The sequence below is a fragment of the Collinsella aerofaciens genome (genome assembly GCF_015670795.1).
Classification (GTDB): Bacteria; Actinomycetota; Coriobacteriia; order Coriobacteriales; family Coriobacteriaceae; genus Collinsella; species Collinsella aerofaciens_Q.
In genome coordinates this window covers 46,849-71,785 of the sequence record NZ_JADPCJ010000001.1, presented here as the reverse complement: position 1 = coordinate 71,785, position 24,937 = coordinate 46,849, and the positions used below count along the sequence as shown (strand labels likewise).

General features: G+C 60.5%; 23 protein-coding genes. 3 read left to right on the top strand and 20 right to left on the bottom strand.

Annotated elements, in window-relative coordinates:
• Window positions 1–13: 13 nt before the first annotated feature.
• From I4W09_RS00345 to pyrR, 4 genes are all read right to left on the bottom strand, one after another.
• Window positions 14–781, bottom strand: coding sequence for a dihydroorotate dehydrogenase electron transfer subunit (locus tag I4W09_RS00345; protein WP_196031327.1), 768 nt, complete (start codon window positions 779–781; stop codon window positions 14–16).
• Between the two features lie 116 nt (window positions 782–897).
• A complete protein-coding gene (locus tag I4W09_RS00340) occupies window positions 898–2,187 on the bottom strand; it encodes a dihydroorotase (protein ID WP_196031223.1) in 1,290 nt (429 codons plus the stop codon).
• Window positions 2,171–3,115, bottom strand: coding sequence for an aspartate carbamoyltransferase catalytic subunit (locus I4W09_RS00335; protein ID WP_035138537.1), 945 nt, complete (start codon window positions 3,113–3,115; stop codon window positions 2,171–2,173). The genes I4W09_RS00340 and I4W09_RS00335 overlap by 17 nt, the downstream gene beginning before the upstream one ends.
• A gap of 4 nt (window positions 3,116–3,119) precedes the next feature.
• The gene (gene pyrR, locus I4W09_RS00330; protein ID WP_117770320.1) at window positions 3,120–3,704 is read right to left on the bottom strand and encodes a bifunctional pyr operon transcriptional regulator/uracil phosphoribosyltransferase PyrR; all 585 of its coding nucleotides are present in this window, start codon (window positions 3,702–3,704) and stop codon (window positions 3,120–3,122) included.
• A 452-nt stretch (window positions 3,705–4,156) separates the two neighbouring features.
• Here pyrR and rpmB point away from each other — a divergent pair, with 452 nt between their 5' ends.
• The gene (gene rpmB, locus I4W09_RS00325; protein WP_022094725.1) at window positions 4,157–4,345 is read left to right on the top strand and encodes a 50S ribosomal protein L28; all 189 of its coding nucleotides are present in this window, start codon (window positions 4,157–4,159) and stop codon (window positions 4,343–4,345) included.
• 206 nt (window positions 4,346–4,551) lie between these two features.
• On the opposite strand, the gene I4W09_RS00320 is transcribed toward rpmB, so the two are convergent.
• Entirely contained in the window at window positions 4,552–5,328 is a 777-nt protein-coding gene (locus I4W09_RS00320) for a transposase (RefSeq protein WP_196031222.1), read from the bottom strand.
• A gap of 332 nt (window positions 5,329–5,660) precedes the next feature.
• On the opposite strand from I4W09_RS00320, the gene adhE reads away from it, so the two are divergent.
• Both adhE and I4W09_RS00310 read left to right on the top strand, forming a co-directional pair.
• Window positions 5,661–8,309 (top strand): bifunctional acetaldehyde-CoA/alcohol dehydrogenase, encoded by a 2,649-nt coding sequence (adhE, locus tag I4W09_RS00315; protein ID WP_196031221.1) that lies wholly within the window; start codon window positions 5,661–5,663, stop codon window positions 8,307–8,309.
• Between the two features lie 88 nt (window positions 8,310–8,397).
• Complete coding sequence (locus I4W09_RS00310) at window positions 8,398–9,162, top strand: aminoglycoside phosphotransferase family protein (RefSeq protein ID WP_035138543.1); 765 nt, start codon at window positions 8,398–8,400, stop codon at window positions 9,160–9,162.
• A 178-nt stretch (window positions 9,163–9,340) separates the two neighbouring features.
• On the opposite strand, the gene I4W09_RS00305 is transcribed toward I4W09_RS00310, so the two are convergent.
• From I4W09_RS00305 to I4W09_RS00235, 15 genes are all read right to left on the bottom strand, one after another.
• Window positions 9,341–11,062, bottom strand: coding sequence for a proline--tRNA ligase (locus I4W09_RS00305; protein WP_230318578.1), 1,722 nt, complete (start codon window positions 11,060–11,062; stop codon window positions 9,341–9,343).
• Complete coding sequence (ispG, locus tag I4W09_RS00300) at window positions 11,063–12,145, bottom strand: flavodoxin-dependent (E)-4-hydroxy-3-methylbut-2-enyl-diphosphate synthase (protein WP_196031220.1); 1,083 nt, start codon at window positions 12,143–12,145, stop codon at window positions 11,063–11,065. It lies immediately after the preceding gene.
• Between the two features lie 13 nt (window positions 12,146–12,158).
• On the bottom strand, window positions 12,159–13,520 hold the full coding sequence (locus I4W09_RS00295) for a M50 family metallopeptidase (RefSeq protein ID WP_196031219.1): 1,362 nt from the start codon (window positions 13,518–13,520) through the stop codon (window positions 12,159–12,161).
• Window positions 13,521–13,545: 25 nt separating this feature from the next.
• The gene (gene dxr / locus I4W09_RS00290) at window positions 13,546–14,733 is read right to left on the bottom strand and encodes a 1-deoxy-D-xylulose-5-phosphate reductoisomerase (protein ID WP_196031218.1); all 1,188 of its coding nucleotides are present in this window, start codon (window positions 14,731–14,733) and stop codon (window positions 13,546–13,548) included.
• Window positions 14,733–15,632 (bottom strand): phosphatidate cytidylyltransferase, encoded by a 900-nt coding sequence (locus tag I4W09_RS00285; RefSeq protein ID WP_233504656.1) that lies wholly within the window; start codon window positions 15,630–15,632, stop codon window positions 14,733–14,735. The genes dxr and I4W09_RS00285 overlap by 1 nt, the downstream gene beginning before the upstream one ends.
• 2 nt (window positions 15,633–15,634) lie before the next feature.
• On the bottom strand, window positions 15,635–16,429 hold the full coding sequence (uppS, locus tag I4W09_RS00280) for an undecaprenyl pyrophosphate synthase (protein WP_055309876.1): 795 nt from the start codon (window positions 16,427–16,429) through the stop codon (window positions 15,635–15,637).
• Between the two features lies 1 nt (window position 16,430).
• Window positions 16,431–16,967 carry a ribosome recycling factor gene (frr, locus tag I4W09_RS00275; protein ID WP_006236112.1) on the bottom strand — a complete coding sequence of 179 codons (537 nt, stop codon included), beginning with the start codon at window positions 16,965–16,967 and terminating at the stop codon, window positions 16,431–16,433.
• Window positions 16,968–16,969: 2 nt separating this feature from the next.
• The gene (gene pyrH, locus I4W09_RS00270; protein WP_035138557.1) at window positions 16,970–17,692 is read right to left on the bottom strand and encodes a UMP kinase; all 723 of its coding nucleotides are present in this window, start codon (window positions 17,690–17,692) and stop codon (window positions 16,970–16,972) included.
• A 117-nt stretch (window positions 17,693–17,809) separates the two neighbouring features.
• The gene (gene tsf, locus I4W09_RS00265; RefSeq protein ID WP_196031217.1) at window positions 17,810–18,679 is read right to left on the bottom strand and encodes a translation elongation factor Ts; all 870 of its coding nucleotides are present in this window, start codon (window positions 18,677–18,679) and stop codon (window positions 17,810–17,812) included.
• A 45-nt stretch (window positions 18,680–18,724) separates the two neighbouring features.
• Entirely contained in the window at window positions 18,725–19,453 is a 729-nt protein-coding gene (gene rpsB / locus I4W09_RS00260; RefSeq protein ID WP_006236109.1) for a 30S ribosomal protein S2, read from the bottom strand.
• Between the two features lie 219 nt (window positions 19,454–19,672).
• Window positions 19,673–20,581, bottom strand: coding sequence for a tyrosine recombinase (locus I4W09_RS00255; RefSeq protein WP_230318590.1), 909 nt, complete (start codon window positions 20,579–20,581; stop codon window positions 19,673–19,675).
• Between the two features lie 8 nt (window positions 20,582–20,589).
• Window positions 20,590–21,927 (bottom strand): methylenetetrahydrofolate--tRNA-(uracil(54)-C(5))-methyltransferase (FADH(2)-oxidizing) TrmFO, encoded by a 1,338-nt coding sequence (gene trmFO / locus I4W09_RS00250; protein ID WP_117770364.1) that lies wholly within the window; start codon window positions 21,925–21,927, stop codon window positions 20,590–20,592.
• Between the two features lie 14 nt (window positions 21,928–21,941).
• Window positions 21,942–22,874 carry a DNA-processing protein DprA gene (locus I4W09_RS00245; protein WP_196031216.1) on the bottom strand — a complete coding sequence of 311 codons (933 nt, stop codon included), beginning with the start codon at window positions 22,872–22,874 and terminating at the stop codon, window positions 21,942–21,944.
• On the bottom strand, window positions 22,874–24,397 hold the full coding sequence (locus I4W09_RS00240; protein ID WP_055309873.1) for a YifB family Mg chelatase-like AAA ATPase: 1,524 nt from the start codon (window positions 24,395–24,397) through the stop codon (window positions 22,874–22,876). Before I4W09_RS00240 ends, I4W09_RS00245 begins: the two co-directional genes overlap by 1 nt.
• The gene (locus tag I4W09_RS00235; protein WP_055309872.1) at window positions 24,397–24,882 is read right to left on the bottom strand and encodes a YraN family protein; all 486 of its coding nucleotides are present in this window, start codon (window positions 24,880–24,882) and stop codon (window positions 24,397–24,399) included. The genes I4W09_RS00240 and I4W09_RS00235 overlap by 1 nt, the downstream gene beginning before the upstream one ends.
• Between the last annotated feature and the right edge of the window lie 55 nt (window positions 24,883–24,937).

Genomic DNA, 24,937 nt, shown 5'->3' with positions numbered 1-24,937 from the left:
TTCACGGTACCCACTAGAAGACCACCACCTTGGAAGCATCGAACACGGGGCCGCACATGCAAGCACCCTTCATACCGTCGACCGTCTCGACATTGCAGGTGTTGCAGGCGCCAAAGCCACAGCTCATCATGCGCTCAAGCGACACCTCGCAGTACGCACCGGCCTCGGCGGCAGCGGCGGCGACTTTCTTCATCATGACAGCGGGGCCGCAGCTGGCCACATAGTCGTAGCCGCCCTCGCCGAGCAGCTCGGCTGCCGGGTCGGTGCAAAAACCGTGCGTGCCCAGCGTGCCATCATCGGTGCAAACGTTGACCGTGGCGCCCAGCGCGCGGAACTCATCGACACCCACGGCCTTGGACGCGGTGCCAAAGCCCAGGCACACGTCGACGGCCACACCCTGCTCGGAAAGCTTGTCGGCAAGGCACAGCACGGGCGGAACACCGATGCCACCGGCGACGAGCAGGGCCTTCCTGGTGCCCTCGGGTACCATCCAGCCACGGCCACCGGGGCCCAGCAGGTTAGAGGTGGAGCCAGAGCCCATCTGGGACAAACGACGGGTATCGTCGCCCACGACGGCGTACCACAGCTCGACGGTGCCGGCCTCGGCGTCGGCGCGGTAGTAGCTCAGGGGCACGCGAAGCAGCGAGGACGCATCGCCGGGTACGGCGATGTTCACAAACTGACCGGGCTTGAGCGCACTTGCAAGCTTGGGGGCCGAGATGACGAGCGAGAAGATGCTGTCGGCAATCTCCCGGTTCGAGACGACCTCGAAGTCGTGCATGCGTGCAGTGGAAGGTGTGGGCATAGACGCTCCAATCCCCCATGCGGTTGCATGGTCCAAACTAATAGAAAGCGCGGCACCGCAAGGGCGCCGCGCACAAAAGCGATAAGGCTATGCTAGCAGATGCAGCCGTCGGCAAGCGTCTGCTTACCGCCGACAAACACATCGGTGGCACGACCGGTGAGCGTGCGGCCGGCAAAACCGGAGTTCTCGGCGCGCGACTCGTAACCGTCCTCGCCAACCGTCCAGGTTGCGGAGGGGTCGAACACGGTCAGGTCGGCAACGGAGCCCGCCTTGACCTGAACCTGGTCGAGACCCAGGATCTCACGCGGCTTGATGGCCATGAGCTCGACCATGCGGCCCATGCTCATCTTGCCCGTGTTGACCAGCTCGGTGAGTACGAGCGACAGCGAGGTCTCGAGGCCGATCATACCAAAGGGCGCAAGCTCGAACTCACGGGCCTTCTCCCACGGGGTGTGAGGAGCGTGATCGGTGACGATAACGTCGACGGTGCCGTCGATGACGCCCTGACGGATGGCCTCGGCATCCTCCTCGGTACGCAGCGGCGGGTTGACCTTGAGCGAGGTGTTGTAGGTCTCGTCCAGGTCGTTCTCGGTCAGGAACATGTGGTGCGGGGTGGCCTCGCAGGTAACCTGAACGCCAGCGGCCTTACCGGCACGCACGAGCTCGAGACCGTGAGCGGTGGAGATGTGCTGGATGTGCAGCTTGGCACCGGTCAGCTTGGCGATCTCGATGTCGCGGGCGATCTGGAGCTCCTCGCCGGCAGCCGGCCAGCCCTCGAGAGCCAGACGGGTCGAGACCTTGCCCTCGTTGATCTGGCCGTGGCCGACCAGGTCCTCGTCCTGGCAATGGCTCATAAAGACCTTGCCGAACATCTTGCCGTAGTCCATGCAGCGACGGAGCATACCCGCGCCCTGCACGCCGCGACCGTCGTCGGTGAAGGCGACGGCGCCGTGGGCGACCATATCGCCCATCTCGGACATGGCCTCGCCCTTAAGACCGCGGGTCATGGCGCCCGACGGATAGACGCGGCAGTGACCGACCTCGGCAGCGCGGGACTTGACGAACTCCACGACGGTGCCGTTATCGGTGACGGGATCGGTGTTGGGCATGGCGCACACGCCGGTAAAGCCGCCCTTGGCAGCTGCGCGGGTGCCGCTCTCGATGTCCTCTTTGACCTCGTAGCCGGGCTCGCGAAGGTGAACGTGCATATCCACCAGGCCAGGGACGAGGTACTTGCCGGAAAGGTCGCGGACCTCGGCTCCCTCGACGGCGAGATTCTCGCCGACCTCGGCGATCTTGTCGCCGTCAATCAGGACGTCAACGACACCGTCAAGCTCGACGGACGGGTCGACGACGTGGGCATTCTTAAGAAGCAAGGCCATTATCGGCACCTCCAAGCAGCAGATACAGGATAGCCATACGCACGCAGATACCGGCGTAGACCTGCTCCAGGATGACGGAGCGTTGCGGGTGGTCGGCCATATAGGAGTCGAACTCGACGCCGCGGTTGATGGGGCCCGGGTGGCAGATGATCGCATCGGGCTTCATGAGCTTCTCGCGGTCCTTGGTCAGACCGAAGAGCTTGTGGTACTCACGAATGGTCGGGAACGGGGCACCCTCGAGGCGCTCCTGCTGCACGCGCAGCATGTAGACGACGTCCAGCTCGGGCAGGACGGAATCGAGGTCGCTCGTCACGTGGTCGCAGCCCAGGACCTCGGGCGCCGGCGGCAACAGCGTGCCGGGGGCGACGGCGTAGGTCTCGCAGCCCATGATCTTAAGGGCGGGAATCAGCGAGCCGCAGACACGGGAGTGCGCGATATCGCCGACGACAGCGACCTTCAGACCGTGGAAGTCACCCTTGTGCTCCCAGATGGTGTACAGGTCGAGCAGGGCCTGCGTGGGATGGTTGTGCTTGCCGTCGCCGGCGCAGATGACGCTCGCGGGCGAGTTCTGCGTGACGATGTAGGGAGCACCGGCGTGCTTATCGCGCACGACGATGCAGTCGATCTTATAGGCGTTGAGGGTCTCGACGGTGTCGACGAGGCTCTCGCCCTTGACCGTGGAGGTCGAGGAGCCGCCAAAGTTGAGGCTGTCGGCCGAAAGACGCTTCTCGGCGAGCTCGAAGGAGCTACGGGTGCGCGTCGAGGGCTCGTTGAACATGTTGACGATGGTCTTACCCTTGAGCGTGGGGACCTTCTTGATCGCACGCTCGTTGACCTCAGAGAACGCCTTGGCGGTCTCGAGGATGAGCTTGATGTCCTCTTCGGAGTACTCGGTAATGTCGATCAGGTGCTTATGGTTGAACGCCACGGTACTACTCACCTCCCAGCGGCGCGGAGCCCACGTGGGAACCCGGCGCGACGTCGTTAATCTCGACGGCGGTGTGGCCGTCGACTTCCTTCATATATAGGTGCACGTTCTCCTCATGCGACGAGGGAACGTTCTTGCCGACAAAGTCCGGCGAGATGGGGAGCTCGCGGTGACCGCGGTCAACGAGAACTGCCAGCTCAATACGGCTCGGACGGCCCAGGTCCATGACGGCGTCCAGAGCAGCGCGGATGGTACGACCCGTGTACAGGATGTCGTCCACCAGCACGACGCGCTTGCCGTCGACGCTAAAGGGAATGTTGGTGGCGTGGATCGCGGGAGCGAAATTGGTCGCATAGTCATCGCGGTAGAAGCTGATGTCCAGGCTGCCGAGCGGAACTTCGACGCCCTCGATCTCCTTGATCTCCTCGGCGAGCTTCTTTGCCAGAAGGTCGCCGCGCGTGACGATGCCGACCAGAGCGAGGTCTTCACAGCCCTCGTTGCGCTCGAGAATCTCGTGCGCGATGCGGGTCATCGCTCGATTGACGGCGGTCTCGTCCATGATGACCGCCTTGGGGGAAGTCGTGCCCATCGATCTCCTTCCTCACATGTCTTGACTGCTGACACAGTCAAAAAAATAGATGCCCGACCGCTTAAAGCGGACCAGACACCCACAGGAAAGGCTGCTCGCATGGCAGCTATGTAATTCCATGTGGGTATCTCGTACCCCTTTAATGGTCAAGGGATAGTGTAGCCAACCTCGAGCTTAATTGCGAGCATAAATACAGAGCAATCCGTAAACGGAGCCCAATGCTCCATAAACCTATATATATTTGTGGGACGAGCTTGAAAACGCACGCACGAGCTGGCATAATCCCCTCTGCTGCACGCAAATCGGATCTACGTCCAGGGCCGTGGCGTGGGCACTATCGCCAAAAGAGGAATATCTCTGTGTAGATTGCGCACAGGGAGCGACTTCTGTGCTATAGTTCAGGCTTGTTTGTTAACGCGACATGTTCGTTTGTCGCCCAAGGAGGGTCAGTTATGTCCAAAGTTTGCGAAGTTTGCGGTAAGCACCCCGTTGCCGGTCGCTCCATCAGCCACTCTCACCGCGTCACCAACCGTAAGTTCCGCCCCAACATCCAGCGCGTCTACGTTGTCGTCGATGGTCACCGTCGCAAGATGAACGTTTGCTCCACCTGCCTCAAGTCTGGCAAGGTTGCGCGCTCCTAAATAAGGTCTTACCAACAAGTACCTCGGACTCTCCGGGTCAAAGACCTCGCGTTCATATAGAACTTACCAAAGGCGTCCTCCCCTACGGAGGGCGCTTTTTTGTGCTCATTGGGCGCTCATTGGGGACAGACTTAGATGAGTGCTTTCACGCATTGGGGACAGACATGACGTACACATGCGGCGCCATGATCAGGTCCTGCCCAGCCTCACGCAGCCTCCTTCCAGCCTGCAGTGGCCTTGGTCACGCTTGTAGCGCCGATACCGGTGATACGGGCAATTTGCTTGACCGTGAGATGTGCCCGCCTGAGCCTCAGCAGACACGCATCACGCTCGAGTCGCGGCAGGGCCTTGAGCAGCGCAGGATCTATGCTCGGCAGGACTTCGTGCGCAACGGAAAGGGCCTCCTCATCGGGGATCCGCCGGCGTGGAAGAACCTCTACTGACCAGATGCGCCCGGCAACTTTCTCGAGATGCTCGCAATAGCAACGGGAGCCTCCGACAATATCGAGCATAGGAGCCGCATCACAGATGTCAAAGGGATCATAGCCCAGCTGATATGCCTTGTAGCTTGACCAGCGGTATGCTTCGAGTGAGTTAATTGCACCCTTCACAGGATTGAGATGGATATAATCGAGTAGCTGCACCGCCTGTGTGTCCGACTCGACCGCGACCCGCGAATAGCGATTGTCAAACAAATGCCCCGTTCTCCCCGTTTTCCCATTGAAATACTTAGCATATGCCGTCAATGCGCACTGCATCGCCTTTGAAAGATTGTCGAACGGATCATCAACCATCAAATGAAAGTGGTTGTCCATAAGGCACCAAGCCAAAACCGCCACTTCATGGCGCGCAAACCTGTCCGAGATGTCCGATAAGAAACGATATCGGTCAGAGTCATCTTCAAAAATAATCTGTTTGGAGTTGCCACGGTCAAAGACGTGGTAATAGCCGGTGAGCGAAACGGCGCGGGCGCATCGGGGCATAATCTCTCCTTTCAAAACTGAACAGGCAACACCTAAAAGGAGAGAAGGAACGCGAAATGCTGAGCCTGTGACCTATTTATATCCAATGAGCGGCAAAAACAGGTTCAGAACGGCAAAATGGCAAAACGATATCTGTCCCAAATGAGTGAAAGCACTCATGTAAGTCTGTCCCCAATGAGCGGGGCGATGCAGCAGGCAGATAGTTTTAGTTAAAGCGTTTCAGTTTATTGAAGCGTTTTAGTGTGCCTTTTACGGGAATCTTACCGTTCGCCGAATAATTTCTTGCTATCATGCAAGGCGTAGGGTAAATCTCCGATCGCAAGGAGACACAAATGGTGAAAAAGTCACCGGAAAACACTACTCCCGCAATTGTGGACAACGTAGAGGCGCTTGAGGCTAAGCTCGCTCAGATGCGAGAGGCCCAGGCGCTTTTTGCTACGTACACGCAGGAGCAGGTCGACAAGATCTTCTATGAGGCCGCCATGGCCGCCAACAAGGCTCGTATCCCGTTGGCGAAGATGGCCATCGAGGAGACCGGCCGCGGCGTTCTTGAGGACAAGGTCATCAAGAACCACTACGCCGCAGAGTACATCTACAACGCTTACAAGAACACCAAGACCTGTGGTGTCCTGGAGCGCGACGAGGCTTACGGCATCACCAAGATCGCCGAGCCCATCGGCATCGTGGGCGCCGTCATCCCGACGACCAACCCCACCTCCACCGCGATCTTCAAGACGCTGATCTGCCTGAAGACCCGCAACGCCATCATCATCTCCCCGCACCCGGCTGCCGCCAAGTGCACCATCGCCGCCGCCAAGCTCGTGCTTGACGCCGCCGTCAAGGCCGGCGCCCCCGAGGGCATCATCGGCTGGGTCGATGTCCCCTCCATCGAGCTGACCAACATGGTCATGCGCGACGTCGACATCATCCTCGCCACCGGTGGCCCGGGCATGGTCAAGGCCGCTTACTCCTCGGGCAAGCCCGCCCTGGGCGTTGGCGCCGGTAACACCCCGGTCGTCATCGACGACACCGCCGACGTGCTGCTCGCCGTCAACTCCATCATCCACTCCAAGACCTTCGACAACGGCATGATCTGCGCCTCCGAGCAGTCCGTGACCGTCATCGACACCATCTATGACCAGGTCAAGGCCGAGTTCCAGAAGCGCGGCTGCTACTTCGTCAAGCAGGGTGCCGAGATGGAGGCCCTGCGTGCCGCCATGTTCAAGAACGGCGCTCTCGATCACCGCATCCCCGGCATGGCCGCTGCCAAGATCGCCGAGCTCGCCGGCATCGAGGTTCCCGCCAAGACCAAGATCCTGATCGCCGAGGTCACCTCCACCGACCCCGCCAAGGAGGAGTTCTCCCACGAGAAGCTCTCCCCGGTCCTGGCCATGTACCACGCCAAGGACTTCCAGGAGGCCGTCGACAAGGCCGAGCACCTGGTGCTTGCCGGTGGCCCGGGCCACACCGCCTCTCTGTACGTGCACCCCGCCCAGGCCGAGAGGATCAGCCTGTTCGAGCACGTCATGAAGGCCTGCCGTATCGTCATCAACACCCCGTCCTCGCACGGCGGCATCGGTGACCTGTACAACTTTGGCATGAAGCCGTCTCTGACCCTGGGCTGCGGCTCCTGGGGCGGCAACTCCGTCTCCGAGAACGTTGGGGTGAAGCACTTGATCAACGTTAAGACTGTGGCCGAGCGCCGTGAGAATATGCTGTGGTTCCGCGCTCCCGAGAAGGTCTACTTCAAGAAGGGTTCCACGCCCGTCGCCCTCGACGAGCTGGGCAACGTCATGGGCAAGAAGCGCGCCTTCATCGTCACCGACCAGTTCCTCTTCAAGAATGGCAACACCCGCGCCATCGAGGCCAAGCTCGACGAGATGGGCATCGCCCACGACTGCTTCTACGACGTCGAGCCCGATCCGTCGCTGCAGTGCGCACGTCGCGGCGCCAAGCAGATGGCTCTCTTTGAGCCGGACGTCATCATCGCCGTCGGCGGTGGCTCCGCTATGGACGCCGGCAAGATCATGTGGATGATGTACGAGCACCCCGAGTGCAAGTTTGAGGACATGGCCATGGACTTCATGGACATCCGCAAGCGTATCTTCACCTTCCCCGAGATGGGCAAGAAGGCCTACTTCGTCGCCGTCCCGACCTCTTCGGGTACCGGCTCCGAGTGCACGCCGTTCGCCATCATCACCGACAAGGAGACCGGCATCAAGTGGCCGCTCGCCGACTACGCGCTGCTCCCCAACATGGCTATCGTCGACGCCGACAACTGCATGACCGCCCCGCGCGGCCTGACCGCTGCCTCCGGCATCGACGTCATGACCCACGCCATCGAGTCCTACGTCTCCATCATGGCTTCCGACTACACCAAGGGCCTCTCCGAGCGCGCTGCCAAGCTCGTCTTCGAGAACCTGCCCTCCAGCTTCACGAACGGCGCCAAGGATCCGCACGCCCGCGAGGAGATGCACAACGCCTCCTGCATGGCCGGTATGGCCTTCGCCAACGCCTTCCTGGGCCTCAACCACTCCATGGCCCACAAGCTCGGCGCTTTCCATCACCTGCCCCACGGCCTCGCAAACGCTGTCATCCTGACCCGCGTCATGCGCTACAACGCCGCCGAGGCACCCGTCAAGATGGGTACCTTCTCCCAGTATCCTTACCCCAACGCGCTGCACAACTACGCCGAGATGGCCAAGTACTGCGGCATCGAGGGCAAGGACGACAAGGAGGTCTTCGAGAACTTCATCACGAAGCTCGAGGAGCTCAAGGACTTCATCGGCGTCAAGAAGACCATCGCCGACTACGGTGTTGACGAGCAGTACTTCCTCGACACCCTCGACGAAATGACCGAGCAGGCATTCAACGACCAGTGCACCGGCGCCAACCCGCGCTACCCGCTCATGAGCGAGATCAAGGAGCTCTACCTGGACGCCTACTACGGCCGCGAGCCCCAGGATTACGCCGTCTGCTAGTTTTAGCACGGTTTTTAACGGCGGGGGTGCACGGGTGTTTCACACACCCCCGCCGTCGCTTCTATCGCATCGTTGAAAGGATGCAACCATGCTGCTACCCGATTCCAAGACCGAGCTCGTCCGCCGTGGCAACAAGGTCGTTTACGACCTGGGCGACAAGATTGTCAAGGTCTTTAACGAGACCAAGCCTGTCTCCGACGTGTTCAACGAGGCTTTGAATCTTGCCCGCATCAATGAGTGCGGCATCCGCAGCCCCAAGGCGCTCGAGGTTTCCCAGCTCGAGAACGCCAACGGCTGGGCGCTCGTGACCGAGAAGGTTCCGGGCACCACCCTTGCCGAGAAGATGACTGCCGAGCCCCAGCGCTTTGGTGAGTACCTCGAGATGTTCGTCGACCTCCAGATCGAGATCCACGGCTACACCTCCCCGCTGCTCAACCGTCAGCGCGACAAGTACGCCCGCATGATCGACAGCCTTGATCAGCTCAATGCCACCACGCGCTACAACCTTCAGGAGCGTCTGGACGGCATGACCAAGGAGTTCAAGGTCTGCCACGGCGACTTCAACCCCTCCAACGTCATCGTCGGCGACGACGGTCAGCTCTATGTGTGCGACTGGGCACACGCTACCCAGGGCTCCCCTGCTGCCGACGTTGCCACCACCTACCTGCTCTTTGCCCTCAACAGCAAGGATCAGGCCGAGGCCTACCTGGAGCTCTACTGCGACCGCGCCGACATGCCCATGCAGGTCGTGCGTCAGTGGACGAGCATCGTCGCCGCTTCCGAGCTCGCTCGCAAGCGCAACGTGAACGATGAGTTCCTGAAGAACTGGATCGACGTCGTCGATTATCAGTAATATCTGAGCGATTCATTTCGCATCGGAGGCACAAAGGAAAACCCCGCAGCTCGAATGGGCTGTGGGGTTTTCCTTTACCCGTCGAGCTAATTCACGCAACAAAAAGGACTGCTCCGCATCTCATCCTAAGAGAGATACGGAGCAGTCCTGCAATTACATCTAATAGCAGAAGCGTAGATTAGCGACGGGCAGCCTTCACAAGCTCGGCGACCTTGGCGACGACCTCGTCGATCGCCACATCCTCGCGCTCACCCGTGGCACGGTCCTTGAGCTCAACGGTGCCATTCTTAAGGCCACGCTTACCCAGAACGACCTGATACGGGAAGCCCATAAGGTCGTTGTCGGCAAACTTAAAGCCGGGACGCTCGTCGCGGTCGTCGACGACAACCTCGATACCCTCGGCGCACAGGCCATCAACGATCTGCTCGCAGACGGTAGCGCACTCCTCCTTCTTGGGATCGAGCGGAATCACCGCGACCTCGTACGGGGCAACGGAGACCGGCCAGACGATACCGTGCTCGTCGTTGTGCTGCTCCACGACGGCAGCGAGCGAGCGGGACACACCAACGCCGTAGCAGCCCATGATGAGCGGCTTCTCCTTGCCGTCCTCGTCCATAAAGGTGGCACCCATGGCCTCGGAATACTTGGTGCCCAGCTGGAAGACCTGGGAGACCTCGATGCCGCGAGCAGCGGAGAGCGGCTTGCCGCAGTGCGGGCAGGGATCGCCGGCCACAACGGTTACCAGGTCGGCCCACTCGTCGACGGTAAAGTCGCGCTCGGGGCAGGCACCGGTAAAGTGATAGTCGACCTCGTTGGCGCCGCAGGCCCACTGCTTAGACTCACGCAGGCTCTCGTCACACACCAGGCGGATGCCCTCGGGCAAGTTAACCGGTCCGATAAAGCCCTTATGCAGACTATAAGTCTGGAGCTCCTCATCAGTCATCATTCGATAGCCCTTGCCAAAGACATGCTCGGCCTTGCAATCATTGAGCTCGTGGTCGCCCGGAACAATGGCCACGACTGGCTTGCCCTCGGCGTCAATGAGAGCCAAGGACTTGCGTGTACCGTTCTCGGGGAAGCCGAAGAACTTTGCAACGGCCTCGATGGTGCCCATGCCCGGAGTCTCGACCTTGGTAAGCGTACCGTCGCCAGGACCCTCGGTCACGACGACCTTGGTGCTTGCCGCCTCGTCATCGGCAGCAAAGCCGCAATCGTCGCAGTAGACCAGCGAAGCCTCGCCAGCGTCGGCCAAAGCCATGTACTCAACGGAGGTATCGCCACCGATCTCACCAGAGTCGGCAACAACAGGCAGGGCCTTGATGTAGCAGCGCTCGCAGATGTTAGCGTAGGCCTGCTTCATCTTGTCATACTCCTCCTGCAGGCTCTCCTGCGTGGCGGAGAAGCTGTAGGCGTCCTTCATGATGAACTCGCGACCGCGCATCAGGCCAAAGCGGGGACGGAACTCGTCGCGGAACTTGTCCTGAATGTGGTAAAGGTTGACAGGCAGCTGCTTATAGGAGCGCAGCTCGTTGCGCACCAAGGCCGTGACGGTCTCCTCGTGCGTGGGGCCCAGGACGAACTCGCGACCATGACGGTCGTCAAAGCGCACAAGCTCCTTACCATAGGCGTCGATGCGGCCGGACTCGCGCCACAACTCGGCGTCGACCATGATAGGCATCATAAGCTCCTGGGCGCCGGCGGCGTCCATCTCGTCGCGCACGATGTTCTCGATCTTGCGAATCGAGCGCCAAGCAAGCGGCAGGTAGGAATATAGACCGGCGGCCTCCTTGCGGATCATGCCGGCACGGAGCAGCAGACGGTGGCTGGCGAGCTCAGCGTCCGCCGGATCCTCTTTAAGCGTCGGCGCATAAAGCTTAGACATATACATTGCTCGGGTCATTTATTTCTCCTCAATAAGCTTGTCGACCTCGGCCATAAGCGCGTCGACAATTTGGTCCTCAGCTACTTTACCAATGATCTGGCCATGCGAAAAGAGCAAGGCCTGACCACGTCCGCAAGCAACGCCCAGATCGGCATCAGAAGCCTCGCCGGGGCCATTAACGGCACATCCCATCACAGCGATCGAAAGCGGCGCGGAGTAGTTCTTAAGCCGCTCGGTAACCTCCTCGGCAATGGGAATAAGGTTAACCTGGCAGCGGGCGCATGTGGGGCACGAGACAATCTCGGGGCCACGGCGACGCAGGCCCAACGACTGCAGAATACCCCAGGCAACCGGCGGCTCCTCAACCGGATTGGCTGTGAGCGACACACGCATGGTGTCGCCAATGCCTTCGGAAAGCAAGATACCCAAGCCTACAGAGCTCTTGATGGTGCCCTGGAGCTTGGTCCCCGCCTCCGTCACGCCCAGGTGAAGCGGAACGTGGGGAATCTCACGCGACAGGGCTCGATAGGTATCGAGCGTCGTCTGTACGCTATGGGCCTTGGCGGAAAGCACTATGTTGGTAAACCCACGATCCTCAAAGTGCCGCACAAAGCGCTCGCTCGACATCACGAGCTTTTCGGGCTGCGTGAGGTCATCGCGCTCGGCGATATCCTGCTCAAGCGAACCGGCATTGACGCCGATACGAATCGCACAGCCCGCAGCACCCGCAGCATCAATCACCGCGTCGACCTTAGCCCAATCGCCGATATTGCCGGGATTGATGCGGAGCTTGGCGGCACCGGCCTCCACAGCGCCAATGGCCAGCTTGTGGTTAAAGTGGATATCGGCAACGATTGGCACCGGAGACTCGGTACAGATGGTGCGGAAACCCTCAAGCGCGGCCTCAGTGGGCACGCTCACACGCACGATATCGCAGCCAGCCTGCGCCAACGCGCACACTTGCGCAAGTGTTGCCTGGGCATCAGCGGTATCGGTGCAGGTCATGGATTGGACCACCACCGGTGCGCCGCCACCGATCTGAACGCCGCCCACATGCACGGGGCGCGTCAGCTCGCGCGGCAAAGGATGGGATAAAGACAATCCAAACACTCCCCTACAAAATAAATCGAAGGACGTCGGAACGAAGCATATAGACAAACAGCAGCGCAAAGAGCGCGATGCCCACATAGCTCACAATCGTCTGGACCTTGAACGGAAGCTCGCGGCCAGCAATCTTTTGAATGATCTCGATGACCAGCTTGCCGCCATCGAGTGGTGGGATGGGCAGCAGGTTCATAAAGCCAAGCGAGAACGAAATGAGGGCGGCAAACGAAAGGAACGTGGCAGGGCCGGCAGCAGCAGCCTGTGAAGACATAACGCTAATGCCCACAATCGAAGAAGACTGATCGAGAATCTCCATCGTATGCTGCGGCTGGAGCAGGCGCATCACGCCCTCCGCTGTCTGCACGACATAGGAGAACGAAAGGCGAGCCGACGTGATGGGGTCTAAACGGACCACCTGCGTAGAGGCATACACACCTAGGCGCTCGTCCTCTTTGAGCGCAACCGAGGTCGAATGCTGCTTGCCGTCGCGCTCATACTCAATGGCGATATCGTCCTTACCGGCGGCCTTGCCGATAGCATCGTAAACGTCCATCCAGGTAGAGCACGATACTCCGTCAACCGAAAGGATCGCGTCGCCGCCCTCGATACCCGCCTTGGCGGCAATAGACCCCTCGTCAACCTGACCAATCACGTTGGTATCCATCGGCACGGTGACACCCGCAATAGAGTAGATGCTCATAAGCAGCAAAAAGCCCGTCAGGATATTGACGAGAATGCCCGCGAGCAGCATAAAGGCGCGCTTGAGAAAACCCTGGCCCAGATAAGTGTGCGAGCGCTCTTGCGCCAAGAAATCAGCCTCGCCGCACGGCAGCTCCCACACATCGCCCTCGGTAGTCGCATGTTCTCGATCGAAACGGCGGCCGTCAAAGGTGGTGTAACCCGCCGCGTCTCGCGGCAGCGTCTGATACTTGGTGGGATAGTAGCTCGGCGAGGGCTTCTCCCCTTCCTCATACCAAGGCGCGATAGAGCCCCAACCCAAGAGCAAGGCGCATGCCTCGAGCACAACCTCCTCGGATAGCTCGAGCTCGACAGCAAGGTCGGCCACGGTCACGCGACCATGACGATAGATAGCCGCGAGCACGCGATCGGCGCAGGAGACGTCGGTCGGATCCATACCGCAGATGGCAGCGTAGCCACCCAGCAGCAGCGGGGTCACGCCAAACTTGGTTCCAATGCGACGCGACGTGTAATGGATGTCAAAGCGGCACGGCAGGCCCAAAAAGAACTCGGTCACACGGACGCCGCAGGCACGCGCCGCCAAAAAGTGGCCGCCCTCGTGCAAAAACACGAGGACGGAAAGCATCAGCAGGCCCCAAAAGACCGATGAGAGAACGCTCAGAACAGTATCCATAAAACGAAAAAGCAATCCTTATGGGTTAGGAACGGGTTGCGGCGAGCACCTGCGCAGCCTTTTCACGCGCCCACGCATCGATGTCGCGAAGCTGCTCAAACGAATCGACCGCCTGCATATCGTGGGCATCCATGCAGGATTCTACAATGCGATCGATATCGGTAAAGCTGCAGCCATCGTGCAGGAAGGCATCGACAGCGACCTCGTTGGCGGCATTGAGCACGCACGGCATGGTGCCACCCGTATTGCCGGCACGCTCGGCCAGTGCCAGACAGCGGAAGGTATCCATGTCGGCAGCATCAAACGTGAGCTGCCCCAGCTCGCGGAAATCGATACGAGGCGCCGGGGTATCCCAACGCTCGGGATACGAGAACGCGAACTGGATGGGAATACGCATGTCGGAAGCACCGAGATGCGCCATCACGGAGCCGTCGGCGAACTCGACCATAGAGTGAATCTTGGACTGACGCTGCACGACCACGTTAATGAAATCGAGGCCGCAGTTAAACAGATGCATGGCCTCAATGCGCTCCAGGCCCTTGTTCATGAGGGTAGCGGAGTCGATGGTGATCTTGGCGCCCATGGCCCACGTGGGATGTGCGAGGGCATCGGCACGCGTCACGCGATTGAGCTCGTCGCGCGTGCGGCCAAAGAACGGACCGCCCGAGCAGGTGAGCCAAATACAATGAGCCTCGCGCGGGTCCTCCCCCAGATAGCACTGGTAGATGGCGGAGTGCTCAGAGTCGACTGGAATAAGCTGGCCCGGTTGCGCCAACGGCATAAGCAAGTCGCCACCGACGACGAGGGACTCCTTGTTGGCAAGGGCAAGACGCTTATTCGAGGTCAAGGCCGCATGGCTCGCCTCGAGACCGGCGGCACCCACAATAGCGACAAGCACGCAGTCGACATCGTCGCGACGCGCGAGCTCGCAAACCGCCTGCGCGCCAACGCCGAGCTTCGTTCCCTCGGGCAACTCCTGCAGCACGGCGTCATCGCCATGAGCGACATCGGCCACGGCAACCGCCGGAACCGAGAACTCGCGGGCAGCGGCAACGAGCTCGGAGGTACTGGAGTTAACGGATAGCGCCGTCACCTGCAGGCGATCGGCATGCTGGCGGCACACATCGAGCGCCTGGGTGCCGATAGAGCCCGTACAACCCAGGATGGCAACACGGAGACGTCCATCGGGGCCATACGTCGTCTGGAAGGACATTACAGCACGCCTCCGATCATCAAAAGCAGCTGCGCGGTAATGCAGCCAAAGATAAGCGAATCGCTACGATCGAGCATGCCGCCGTGGCCCGGGATAAGGTTACCGGAATCCTTAACGCCCACACCGCGCTTGATGCGCGACTCGATGAGGTCTCCGATAACGCCCAGGACGGACACGACCACGCCGCACAGCAGCGCATAGGGCAGGCTGAGCTTGTAGAAGTGCGTCGCCCACAGGATGAGCCAAATCAAAACCGAGCCCAGGATGCCGCCGACAAACCCCTCCCAGCTCTTTTTGGGAGAGATCTTGGGAACCATCTTGTGCTTGCCGATACGGCTACCCACGATGTAGGCAAACGAATCGGAGACCCAAAGGGACGCGCAAACGCCCACCGAAAGCAGGGCGCCGGCAAAACCGGGCACGGCATCGCGCAGCAGCACGATAGCCGACAGCATAAAGCCAGTGTAGATGGGACCCATGAGCGTCACGGCCACATCAGAGATGCGGGTACGCGGCGACCAAACATACCAAATGCCCACAGCGAGCATCAGGGCAAAAAGCAGGGCATTCAGCAACATCGAATCGCCCAACGCCGACAGCGGAAAGAGTACGGCGGCAGCGATACCCATGCGCTCGTTAGCCATCTTGCCATCGAGCCTCGTCATACGGAAAAACTCATAGCAGCACAGACCGCTCATGACAGAAACAAAGATGGCCGTGGGCACAATACCCAAAACCAGGCACAGGATAAAGACAACGGCATAGACGATACCGGCGGCGGCACGGGTGATAAAGCCGGCAAGCCACGAACCGGTGCCATTCTTCGCTGCGGGCGCTCCCGCAGCGACAGCCTTGCGCTCAGATGTCTTGGGAGCAATTGCCTTGGGACGATCGGACACGATTAAGCCTCCTCGGTCTTGCTCAGACCACCAAACCTACGGTCACGGCCCTGATAGGCCAAAATGGCGTCGACAAGGCCCCAACGATCAAAGTCGGGCCAATAGGTATCGGTGACGTAGAATTCGGAATAAGCCACCTGCCACAGCAGATAGTTCGAAAGGCGCAGCTCACCAGAAGTGCGAATCACAAGCTCAGGATCGGGAAGGCCAGCGGTATAGAGGTGGGAAGCCACCATGTCGTCATCAATTGCGCCAGGATCGATCTTACCGGCGGCAGCGTCGAGTGCGATCTGACGGACAGCGCGGGTAATCTCGGCACGCGCGCCGTAGTTGACGGCAAGCGCCAGCGTCATGCCGGTGTGATTGGCGCACTCGGCAAGACCTCGCTCAAAGACATCGCGGGTCTTCTTAGGCAGTGCGGAAATATCGCCCAAAAAGACAACGCGAACGTTTTCGCGCTTAAGCAGCGGCAACTCATCGATAAACGTCTTGGCAAACAAATGCATCAAAACGTTGACCTCGTGCTGCGGACGATTCCAGTTTTCGGTGGAAAACGCATAGGCCGAAAGGACGTCGACACCCAAGCGCACGCATGCGGTAATGATCTCGCGCAGGGAGACGATACCCGCCTTGTGGCCCTCGGTGCGTGCAAGACCGCGCGACGTGGCCCAACGACCGTTACCGTCCATGATGCACGAGATATGGTGCGGAATGTTATTAAGGTCAAGGTCGGAAAAACCGACGCCCGCAGGGGCGTCGGCAAAGTACTCGACCAGTTTATGCTCGTCGTATTGCACCTTAGATCTCCATGACCTCGGCTTCTTTTTCCTTCAGAAGCTCCTCGACCTTGGCGACATACTCATCAGTGTGCTTCTGGACCTTGGCCTGCTCGCGACGGACATCGTCCTCGGTGAGCTCCTCATCGCGCTCGAGCTTGTTGTTGAAGTCGCGACGGATGTTACGGATAGACACCTTGGCCTGCTCGGCGTACTCGCGGCACTCCTTGACGAGCTCGCGACGGCGCTCCTCAGTGGGAGCCGGGAACGGAAGACGAACGACGGTGCCATCGGAGTTGGGGGTAATACCCAGATCGGAAGCGCCGATGGCCTTGACGATAGCATTGATGAGTGCCTTGTCCCACGGCTCGATGAGCAGCATGTGGGCCTCGGGGGTCTTGACGGCGGCAACCTGCGTGACCGGCGTGGGAACACCGTAATAATCGACGGTGATGTCGGACAGAATGTTGGCATTGGCACGGCCGGTACGGACCTTGGAGAAGTTATGCTTGAGGGACTCGAGCGACTTGTCCATATGGGCGGTGATGTTCTCTGCCATGCTTAATCCTCCTGATAGACGAGCGTGCCGACGGGCTCACCCGAAAGCGCGCGCTTGACGGTGTCCTCGCCATCGATGTTGAGGACCAAAATCGGCATACGGTTATCCTGGCACAGTGCCGTAGCCGTGGAATCCATAACCTGCAGACCGCGGACAAGAACCTCGTGGTAGGTAATCTTGTCAAAACGGACAGCATCGGCGCACTTGACGGGATCTTTGTCGTAGATGCCGTCAACCTTGGTGGCTTTAATCAGAATCTCGGCGCCGATCTCGCACGCACGAAGAGCCGCGGCGGTGTCGGTCGTAAAGTACGGATTGCCCGAACCGGCAGCAAAAATAACGACGTTGCCCTTGGAAAGGTGGTTGATGGCGCGACGACGAATATAGGGCTCGCAGATCTCGTTCATCTGGATAGCGCTCATCACGCGACAGGGAACATCGTTGTGCTCGAAGGCATCCTGCAGGGCGAGCGCGTTCATAACGGTCGCGAGCATGCCCATATAATCGGCCTGAGCACGCTCCATGCCACCGGCAGCGCCGGCCATGCCGCGGAAAATATTGCCGCCGCCGACAACGACGCCGACCTCATGGCCAACGGCTAGCAGCTCCTTGACCTGCTTGGCAAGATGGTCGGTAACCTTGGGGTCGATGCCATATTGGCCGTCGCCCATCAGTGCTTCGCCGGAAAGCTTAAGAAGCACGCGTTTATATCGGATGTCGGACAAAGCGATCCTCCTTTAATTAGACTCTCAATATGATATCAAAGGCTCTGATAAGAGCCATGAAAAAGCAGGCTGTGAGTAAAACCCACAGCCTGCTCATTACCAGCTACAAGAGCTTATTTACTCGCCACGGACCAGACGGTCAAAGGCAACGACGGTAATGGTGTCGCCGAGCTCCTTGGAGACCTGCTCAGCGTACTTCTTGATGGTGAGGGAGCTGTCCTTGATGAACTCCTGCTCGGTGAGCACGGACTGCTTGTAGAACTTCTCCAGACGGCCGACAGCCATCTTCTCCTGGATAGCCTGGGGCTTGCCGGACTCGGCAGCCTGGGCCATGTAGATCTGCTTCTCGTGCTCGACGGTCTCGGCCGGAACCTGATCGCGGGTAGCGCAGATCGGGGCGACGGCAGCAACCTGAAGGGCAACGTCGTGAGCGAAGGTCTTGAAGGACTCAGCCTGAGCGGTCTCGGCCTTCTCGAAGGCGAACTCGACGAGGACGCCGATCTTACCACCCATGTGGATGTAAGAAGCGAGCGCGCCGTTCTCGGCCTTGCGGGCAGCGAAGCGGGAGATCTTCATGTTCTCGCCCATGATGTGAATCATCTCGGTGAGCTCGGAGGAAACGGTCTCCTCGCCCATCGGCTTCTCGAGCAGAGCGTCGACGTCAGCAGGCTCGGTGGTAGCGACAACCTCAGCGACCTTGGAAGCAAAGCCGGTGAACTTGGCGTTGGAGCCAACGAAGTCGGTCTCGCAGGAGAGCTCGAGCAGAGCGCCGGTCTTGCCATCCTCGGAGACGAACGCGGCGACAGCGCCCTCGTTGGTCTCACGGCCAGCCTTCTTGGCAGCCTTGGCAAGGCCGTTCTTACGCAGAACGTCGACAGCGGCGTCCATGTCGCCGTCAGCCTCGACGAGAGCCTTCTTGCACTCCATCATCGGGGAGTCGGTCATCTCGCGGAGCTGCTTGACCATAGCGGCGGTAATCTGGGCCATTGTGGTTCCTTTCAAAGAGATGAAAAAGAATTAACTAAGACTGATTTACTCGGCCTTGGGCTCAGCGGCCATCTCGGCCTCGGAGACCTGCTCCTTGCCGGAGCCAGCGAGGCAGGCGTCAGCCATGAGCTCGCACATAAGGGTGACAGCGGAGATAGCGTCATCGTTGCAGGGGATGCCGTACTCGACCTCGTCGGGATCGGAGTTGGTGTCGATCAGGGCGACGACGGGGATGTTCAGGCGCTGAGCCTCCTTGATGGCGTTCTCCTCGCGCTTGGTGTCGATGACGAAGAGAGCCTGGGGCAGACCCTTCATGTCGCGGGCGCCACCGAGGTTGGTCTGGAGCTTGGTGAGCTCCTTGCCGAGAACAGCCTGCTCCTTCTTGGGCAGAACAGCCATGCGGCCGTCCTCGACCATGGCCTCGAGCTCCTCCATGCGGTTGATGCGGGAGCGGATGGTGACGAAGTTGGTCAGCATACCGCCGAGCCAACGCTGGTTGATGTAAGGCATGTTGGCGCGCTCAGCAGCGTTCTTGACGGCCTCCTGAGCCTGCTTCTTGGTGCCGACGAACAGCACGTTGCCGCCCTTAGCGACGTTCTTGACGAATGTATAGGCCTGGTCGGCGTCGAGGATGGTCTGCTTGAGGTCGAGGATGTAGATGCCGTTGCGCTCACCAAAGATGAACGGCTTCATCTTGGGGTTCCAGCGACGGGTCTGGTGACCGAAGTGGCAGCCGGCCTCGAGCAGGGTGCGGATATTAATCTTGGTAGCCATGTTAAACCTCCTGTGGTTTGCCTCCGCGCGGGGTCATCCTCCAAAACCAACCCGGACATGTGCTACCAAAGCCCGGGCACCACGGTATGAAGTAGCCGCGCGTGCGTGATAAAAACATGTTGCCGTGAAGCAACCCGATGAATGATAGCAGGAATGCTTCTTTCTGCCAACCCGCAATCAAAACCACACACCTGAGTGCGGCGCGGGACGTCCCAGCCACTATTCGCCGCGGGGATGGGCTTGAGCCACGGCACGCTTGAGCCGATCGGGCGTGAGATGCGTGTAGATTTGCGTCGTGGACAGGCTCGCATGACCCAGCAGCTCTTGAACCGAGCGCAGGTCCGCACCGCCCTCAAGCAAGTCGGTCGCAAAGGTATGGCGCATCGCATGCGGGGCGATGTCGGCCGGAATGCCGGCGAGCGTCGCCAGCGTATGGAACCGCCGCCGGAGCATGGCGGCGCTCATGCGATTGCCACGCGCCGATATAAGCAGCGGATGCGGCCCAGTAGCGAGGTCGCGGCGCTTTGCCTGAGCGAGCAACTCCGGCCTCCCCTCCTCAATATAGAGACGCGTCACATCGAGCGCACGACGATACAGAGGGACGATACGCTCCTTGCTCCCCTTGCCCCAAAGTCGCAGCGTTCGCTCGGACCAACCAATAGACTCCACGTTGAGCGCCGCGAGCTCCGAGATTCGCGCGCCGGAGGCATAGAGCAACTCAAGCATCGCCGCATCGCGCAGTCCCGCGGGCGTCGAGGTATCAGGCGTCTTGAGCAGCGCCTCAACCTGCTGGGTCGTAAGGACACCCGGCAGGTCACGCGGCAGCCTGGGCGATGCGATCGCCGAGACCGCATCGCCCTCGACAATCCCCTCGGCAGCCATCCAGCGATAGAGAGATCGAATAGCCGACAGGTGCGCCGCAAGCGTTCGGGGAGCCACCTGCTCACGCGAAAGCTCGGCAAGATAGCGACGAATGGTGCGCACGTCGGCAGCGAAAGCATCGATATCCTCGCGCTCGCACCAGGCAGCGAAGCGCTCCAGCCTCGAGCCATAGGCCGTCACCGTGTTGGGAGAAAGTCCCTCGACGCGTGCGATATAGGCGATAAACGAGTCGACGGTGTCGTACAGGTCAAAGGCTATGACCGGTCGCCTCCAAACAAGTCGGAACGCGTGGCCAAGTAGGCATCGAGGGCCTCGAGCGCACGGTCCGCATAGGCCTGGTAGCGGTCGCGCTTGCTGCGGCGCTTACCATCCTCGAGTGGCGGCACCAGGCCAAAGTTGACATGCATGGGCTGATAGCCCACGGTGGCAGGATCGGTCGCATAGCCCACGAGCGCACCTAGGGCGCCCACACGCGGCAACTCGACGCCCGCGGCACCGATAGCCTCGGCATAGGTGTTGAGCGCCGCGAGAAGACCGGTCGCCACGGCTTCCATGTACCCCTCGGTGCCGGTGATCTGACCGGCCAGGCGCACACCGGTACCGGGCACGGCAAAGGTGCCATCGAGCACATGCGGGGCGTCGACAAAGGTATTGCGGTGCATGACACCGTAGCGGAAGAACTCAGCGTTCTCCAGGCCCGGCACCATATGGAAGACGCGCTTCTGCTCGCCAAAGGTCAAGTTGGTCTGGAAGCCAACCAGGTTATAGGCGGTCTTCTCCTTGTTCTCGGCACGCAGCTGAATTGCCGCCCAGGGGCGACGTCCGGTACGCGGGTCGGTGAGGCCGACGGGCTTCATGGCGCCAAAGCGAATGGCGTCCTTGCCGGTGCGCGCAACTTCCTCGGCAGGCTGGCAGGCCTGGAACAGATCGCCGCCCTCAAAGTCTTTGAGCACCACGCGGTCGGCCGTGGTAAGCGCCTCGATAAAGGCCTCGTACTCTTCCTTATTGAGCGGAGCGTTGAGATAGTCGCCGCTCCCCTGCTCCTCGTAGCGCGACTGCGAGAACAGCACGTCCATATCGAGCGTGGAGGCATCGACGATCGGCGCCGCGGCATCGAAAAACGCAAGGGCGTCGCCGCCGACGAGCTTCATGACCTCTTCGCTCAGCGCCGGTGAACACAGCGGGCCCGCGGCAATGACCACCTGGCCCTCGGGAATCTGCGTGACCTCGCCGTGCACGACCTCGATATTGGGACGAGCGGCAACCTCGGCCTCGACAAGCTCGGAAAACTTGACGCGGTCGACCGCCAAGGCGCCACCGGCGGGAACAGCCGCGCGATGGGCGCAATCGAGCAGGACTGAACCCATGCGCTCAAGCTCGGCCTTCAGCAAACCAGCCGCGGAATCCGGACGGGTCGACTTAAACGAATTGGAGCAGACGAGCTCTGCCAGGTGATCGGTATGGTGGGCCGGGGAGCTCACCTGGGGGCGCATCTCGCACAGCTTTACGGCAAACCCGCGATCTGCCAGCTGGATCGCGCACTCCGAACCCGCCAGACCGCCACCGATAACTGTCACCTGATCGAACTGCATCTGCAAACACCTTTCTAATTGACACGTTTTCCATTGTGACCGAAGGGCGTCTGGGCGTGAAGGGCAAACTTGGAGGGCGCATACCTTCCATCCATCATGCGCTCGATAAGGCCCTCGAGTTCAAGCGAACCCAAGAGTTTGAGTACGCCAACTGCATCGAGCGAGACGAGCGCCGCGATGTCGTCGACCTTGAGCGGAGATGCGATGAGCGCATGCATCACGGTCTGCTGCGTTGGATCCAGGTCGGCAATGCCGGGAGCATCGGGGCGCGAGTAGCGCAGGGTTCCGTAGATGCGTGAGATAGCCATCTCGATAGATTCCTCGTCGATGATGCAGCAGGCACCGTTCGCAATGAGGTAATTCGTGCCACGCGACTCGGGCGATAGGATCGACCCCGGCACGGCAAGAAGTTCGCGCCCCAAATCCATAGCAGCCTCGGCTGTAGAAAACGTCCCAGAAGGCATACCCGCCTCGGATACAAAGAGGGCTTGCGACAGGGCCGCGATCACGCGATTGCGGCGCGGAAAGGCGAACTTGCGCGGAGCCATGCCCCACGGAGAGATCGACACGACCGCGCCACCCGTATCGAGCGTGCGAGTAATAAGCCCCGCGCTCGAACGCGGGTAGACCACGTCGGCGCCCGTCCCCAGCACCACGACGTGTTTGCCGCCGGCGTTGACCGCAGCCCAACCCGAGGCCTGGTCACAACCGACCGCGCCGCCCGAAACTACCGTCACTCCCGCCTCGACCGCCACCTTTGCCGCAAGCTCTGCCACGGCAAGACCATACGGCGAGGCCTTACGCGCGCCGATGATGGAGAGCGCGGGCGTCGAAAGCACCTCGGGGTTGCCACACACATAGAGCGTCTGGGGTACATCAGAAAGCTCCAAAACGGTCTCGGGATACAATGCATCACCTGGATGCAGCTCAAAGGTCCCCTCGGCCATCATTGGTCCCTCCTTCCCTGGTACATCGCCGCCTCGAGCACGTGGTCCTGCGTCACTTGCTCGCTCTCGGCGACGTCAGCGATTGTACGCGCGATACGCACCAGGCGTACGATGCCGCGGCCCGTGAGATGCGTGCGTTTGGATAGGCCGAGTACGCATTTCTCGGCAGCATCATCGAGCTCGAAGGTCGAAACGACGCCGTCAATGGACCGCGTCTCGTCATCCTCGGCCTCGGCATCCGCATCGTCCATACGGGACTCGCGCCAAGCGCGAAAAGCGCGACCGCGCACAACGTAGTCACGTAACTCGGCCGACGACATACCCTCTGCGCCCTCGATAATCACTTGAGGGTCGGGACGGGTCACATCGATCATCATGTCGATACGGTCGGCCAAAGGACCGCGCAGTTTAGACCGATAGCGCTCGACCATCGCCGCCGAGCAGCGACACGGTACCTCGCGATCGCCCAAAAAGCCGCAGGGGCAGGGATTGCTCGCAGCCAGCAGCTGAAAGCGCGACGGGAAGGTAAAAGCCCCATCGACGCGTACGATCCTCACGTAGCCGCGCTCGATAGGCTGTCTGAGCGTCTGCAGTACACCCGTGGGAAACTCGGCAAGCTCGTCCAAAAAGAGCACGCCGCCATGAGCAAGGCTGATCTCACCCGGGTGCACCGGGCGCCCGCCGCCGATAAGGCCTGCGGTCGAAATACTGTGGTGGGGACTGCGGAAGGGGCGGTGCCCCGCCAACAAGCCATCAATGTTCTCACCCAAAACCGAATGGATGCACAGTGCCTCCTGCTGATCCTCAACGGAAAGCTCGGGCAGGATGCCGGTCATACGGCGTGCGAGCATCGTCTTGCCCGATCCCGGAGACCCGATCATGAGCAAGCCGAGTTCTCCTGCCGCCGCAAGCGCCATGCCGCGTTTAGCGACTTCCTGCCCCAGCACGTCGGCATAGTCGAGCTCAGGCTCAAAGGTCGCTTCGACGCCCTCGGAATCCAAGTAGTGCCGCGCGGCATCGCCCATACCATGAGCAAGCTGAGACAAATGATCGATGAATCCGCAATCCACGCCCGCGAGTGGCACATGCTGGTCTGACCTGCCGGCGATAAAGGACAGCCCCAAATCACGCGCCAATAACTGAAACGCCACCTCGCCCTTGACAGGAAGCACCGTACCGTCCAAGCCAAGCTCACCAGCGATAAGACAACGATCGAGGTTGTCGCGGGGAATCTGCCCATCGGCCGCCAATACCGCGATGGCGATGGGCAGATCAAAGCCGCTACCGGTCTTGCGGATATCGCCGGGCGCCAGATTGACCGTAATGCCCGAGCGCGGGATCTCGAACCCGGCGGAGCGCATCGCGCAGCGAATACGACCGCGCGACTCCATCACCTCCATACTCGGTATGCCGAGCATCTGGATGCCCGGAACGCCGCCGGCAAGCGAGACCTCGACCGTGACGGGAATCGCCTCGACGCCGCGGATGCAGGCCGCGTGAACGGCAAACGTCTCGAACGCCATCACGACACCTGCCAATCGAACGCGTTGTACTGGTGCTCGATCTCGGCGATATGCCCGCCGCGAATGGTAACGCCCACGGCATCGAAGCGAATCGCCTTGAGCGGATAATGCTCCATGAGATAGCAACTTGCGATGCGGCGGTAGCGACGTTGCTTTTGGGCGTCCACGGCCTCCTCGGGAAAGACCCGCGTGCTGCAATCCAGCGCAACGCGTCTGGTCTTGACCTCGGCCATCACCACGACATCGTCGAGCTCATCGAGCAGCACCAGGTCGGCCTCGCCCTCGGTGCAACGATAACCCTGCTCCAGCAAGGTGTAGCCGCGCTCGTTAAAGTAGTCGATGGTGATCAGCTCGCCCAGCATGCCCAGCTCGCGAGGACTGAGTCCCTTGATAAACTCGGGCGTCATCGCCCCGCAGTCGAGCTTGCCGTTTTCCCAACACTCCTTGAGCTGCTGCGTCTTACTCTTTTTGCTTGCGGCACTCATGGGGTCTCCTTTCCCGCACACTGCATTGCCCCGATGATGAGAGCACCTTTCATGC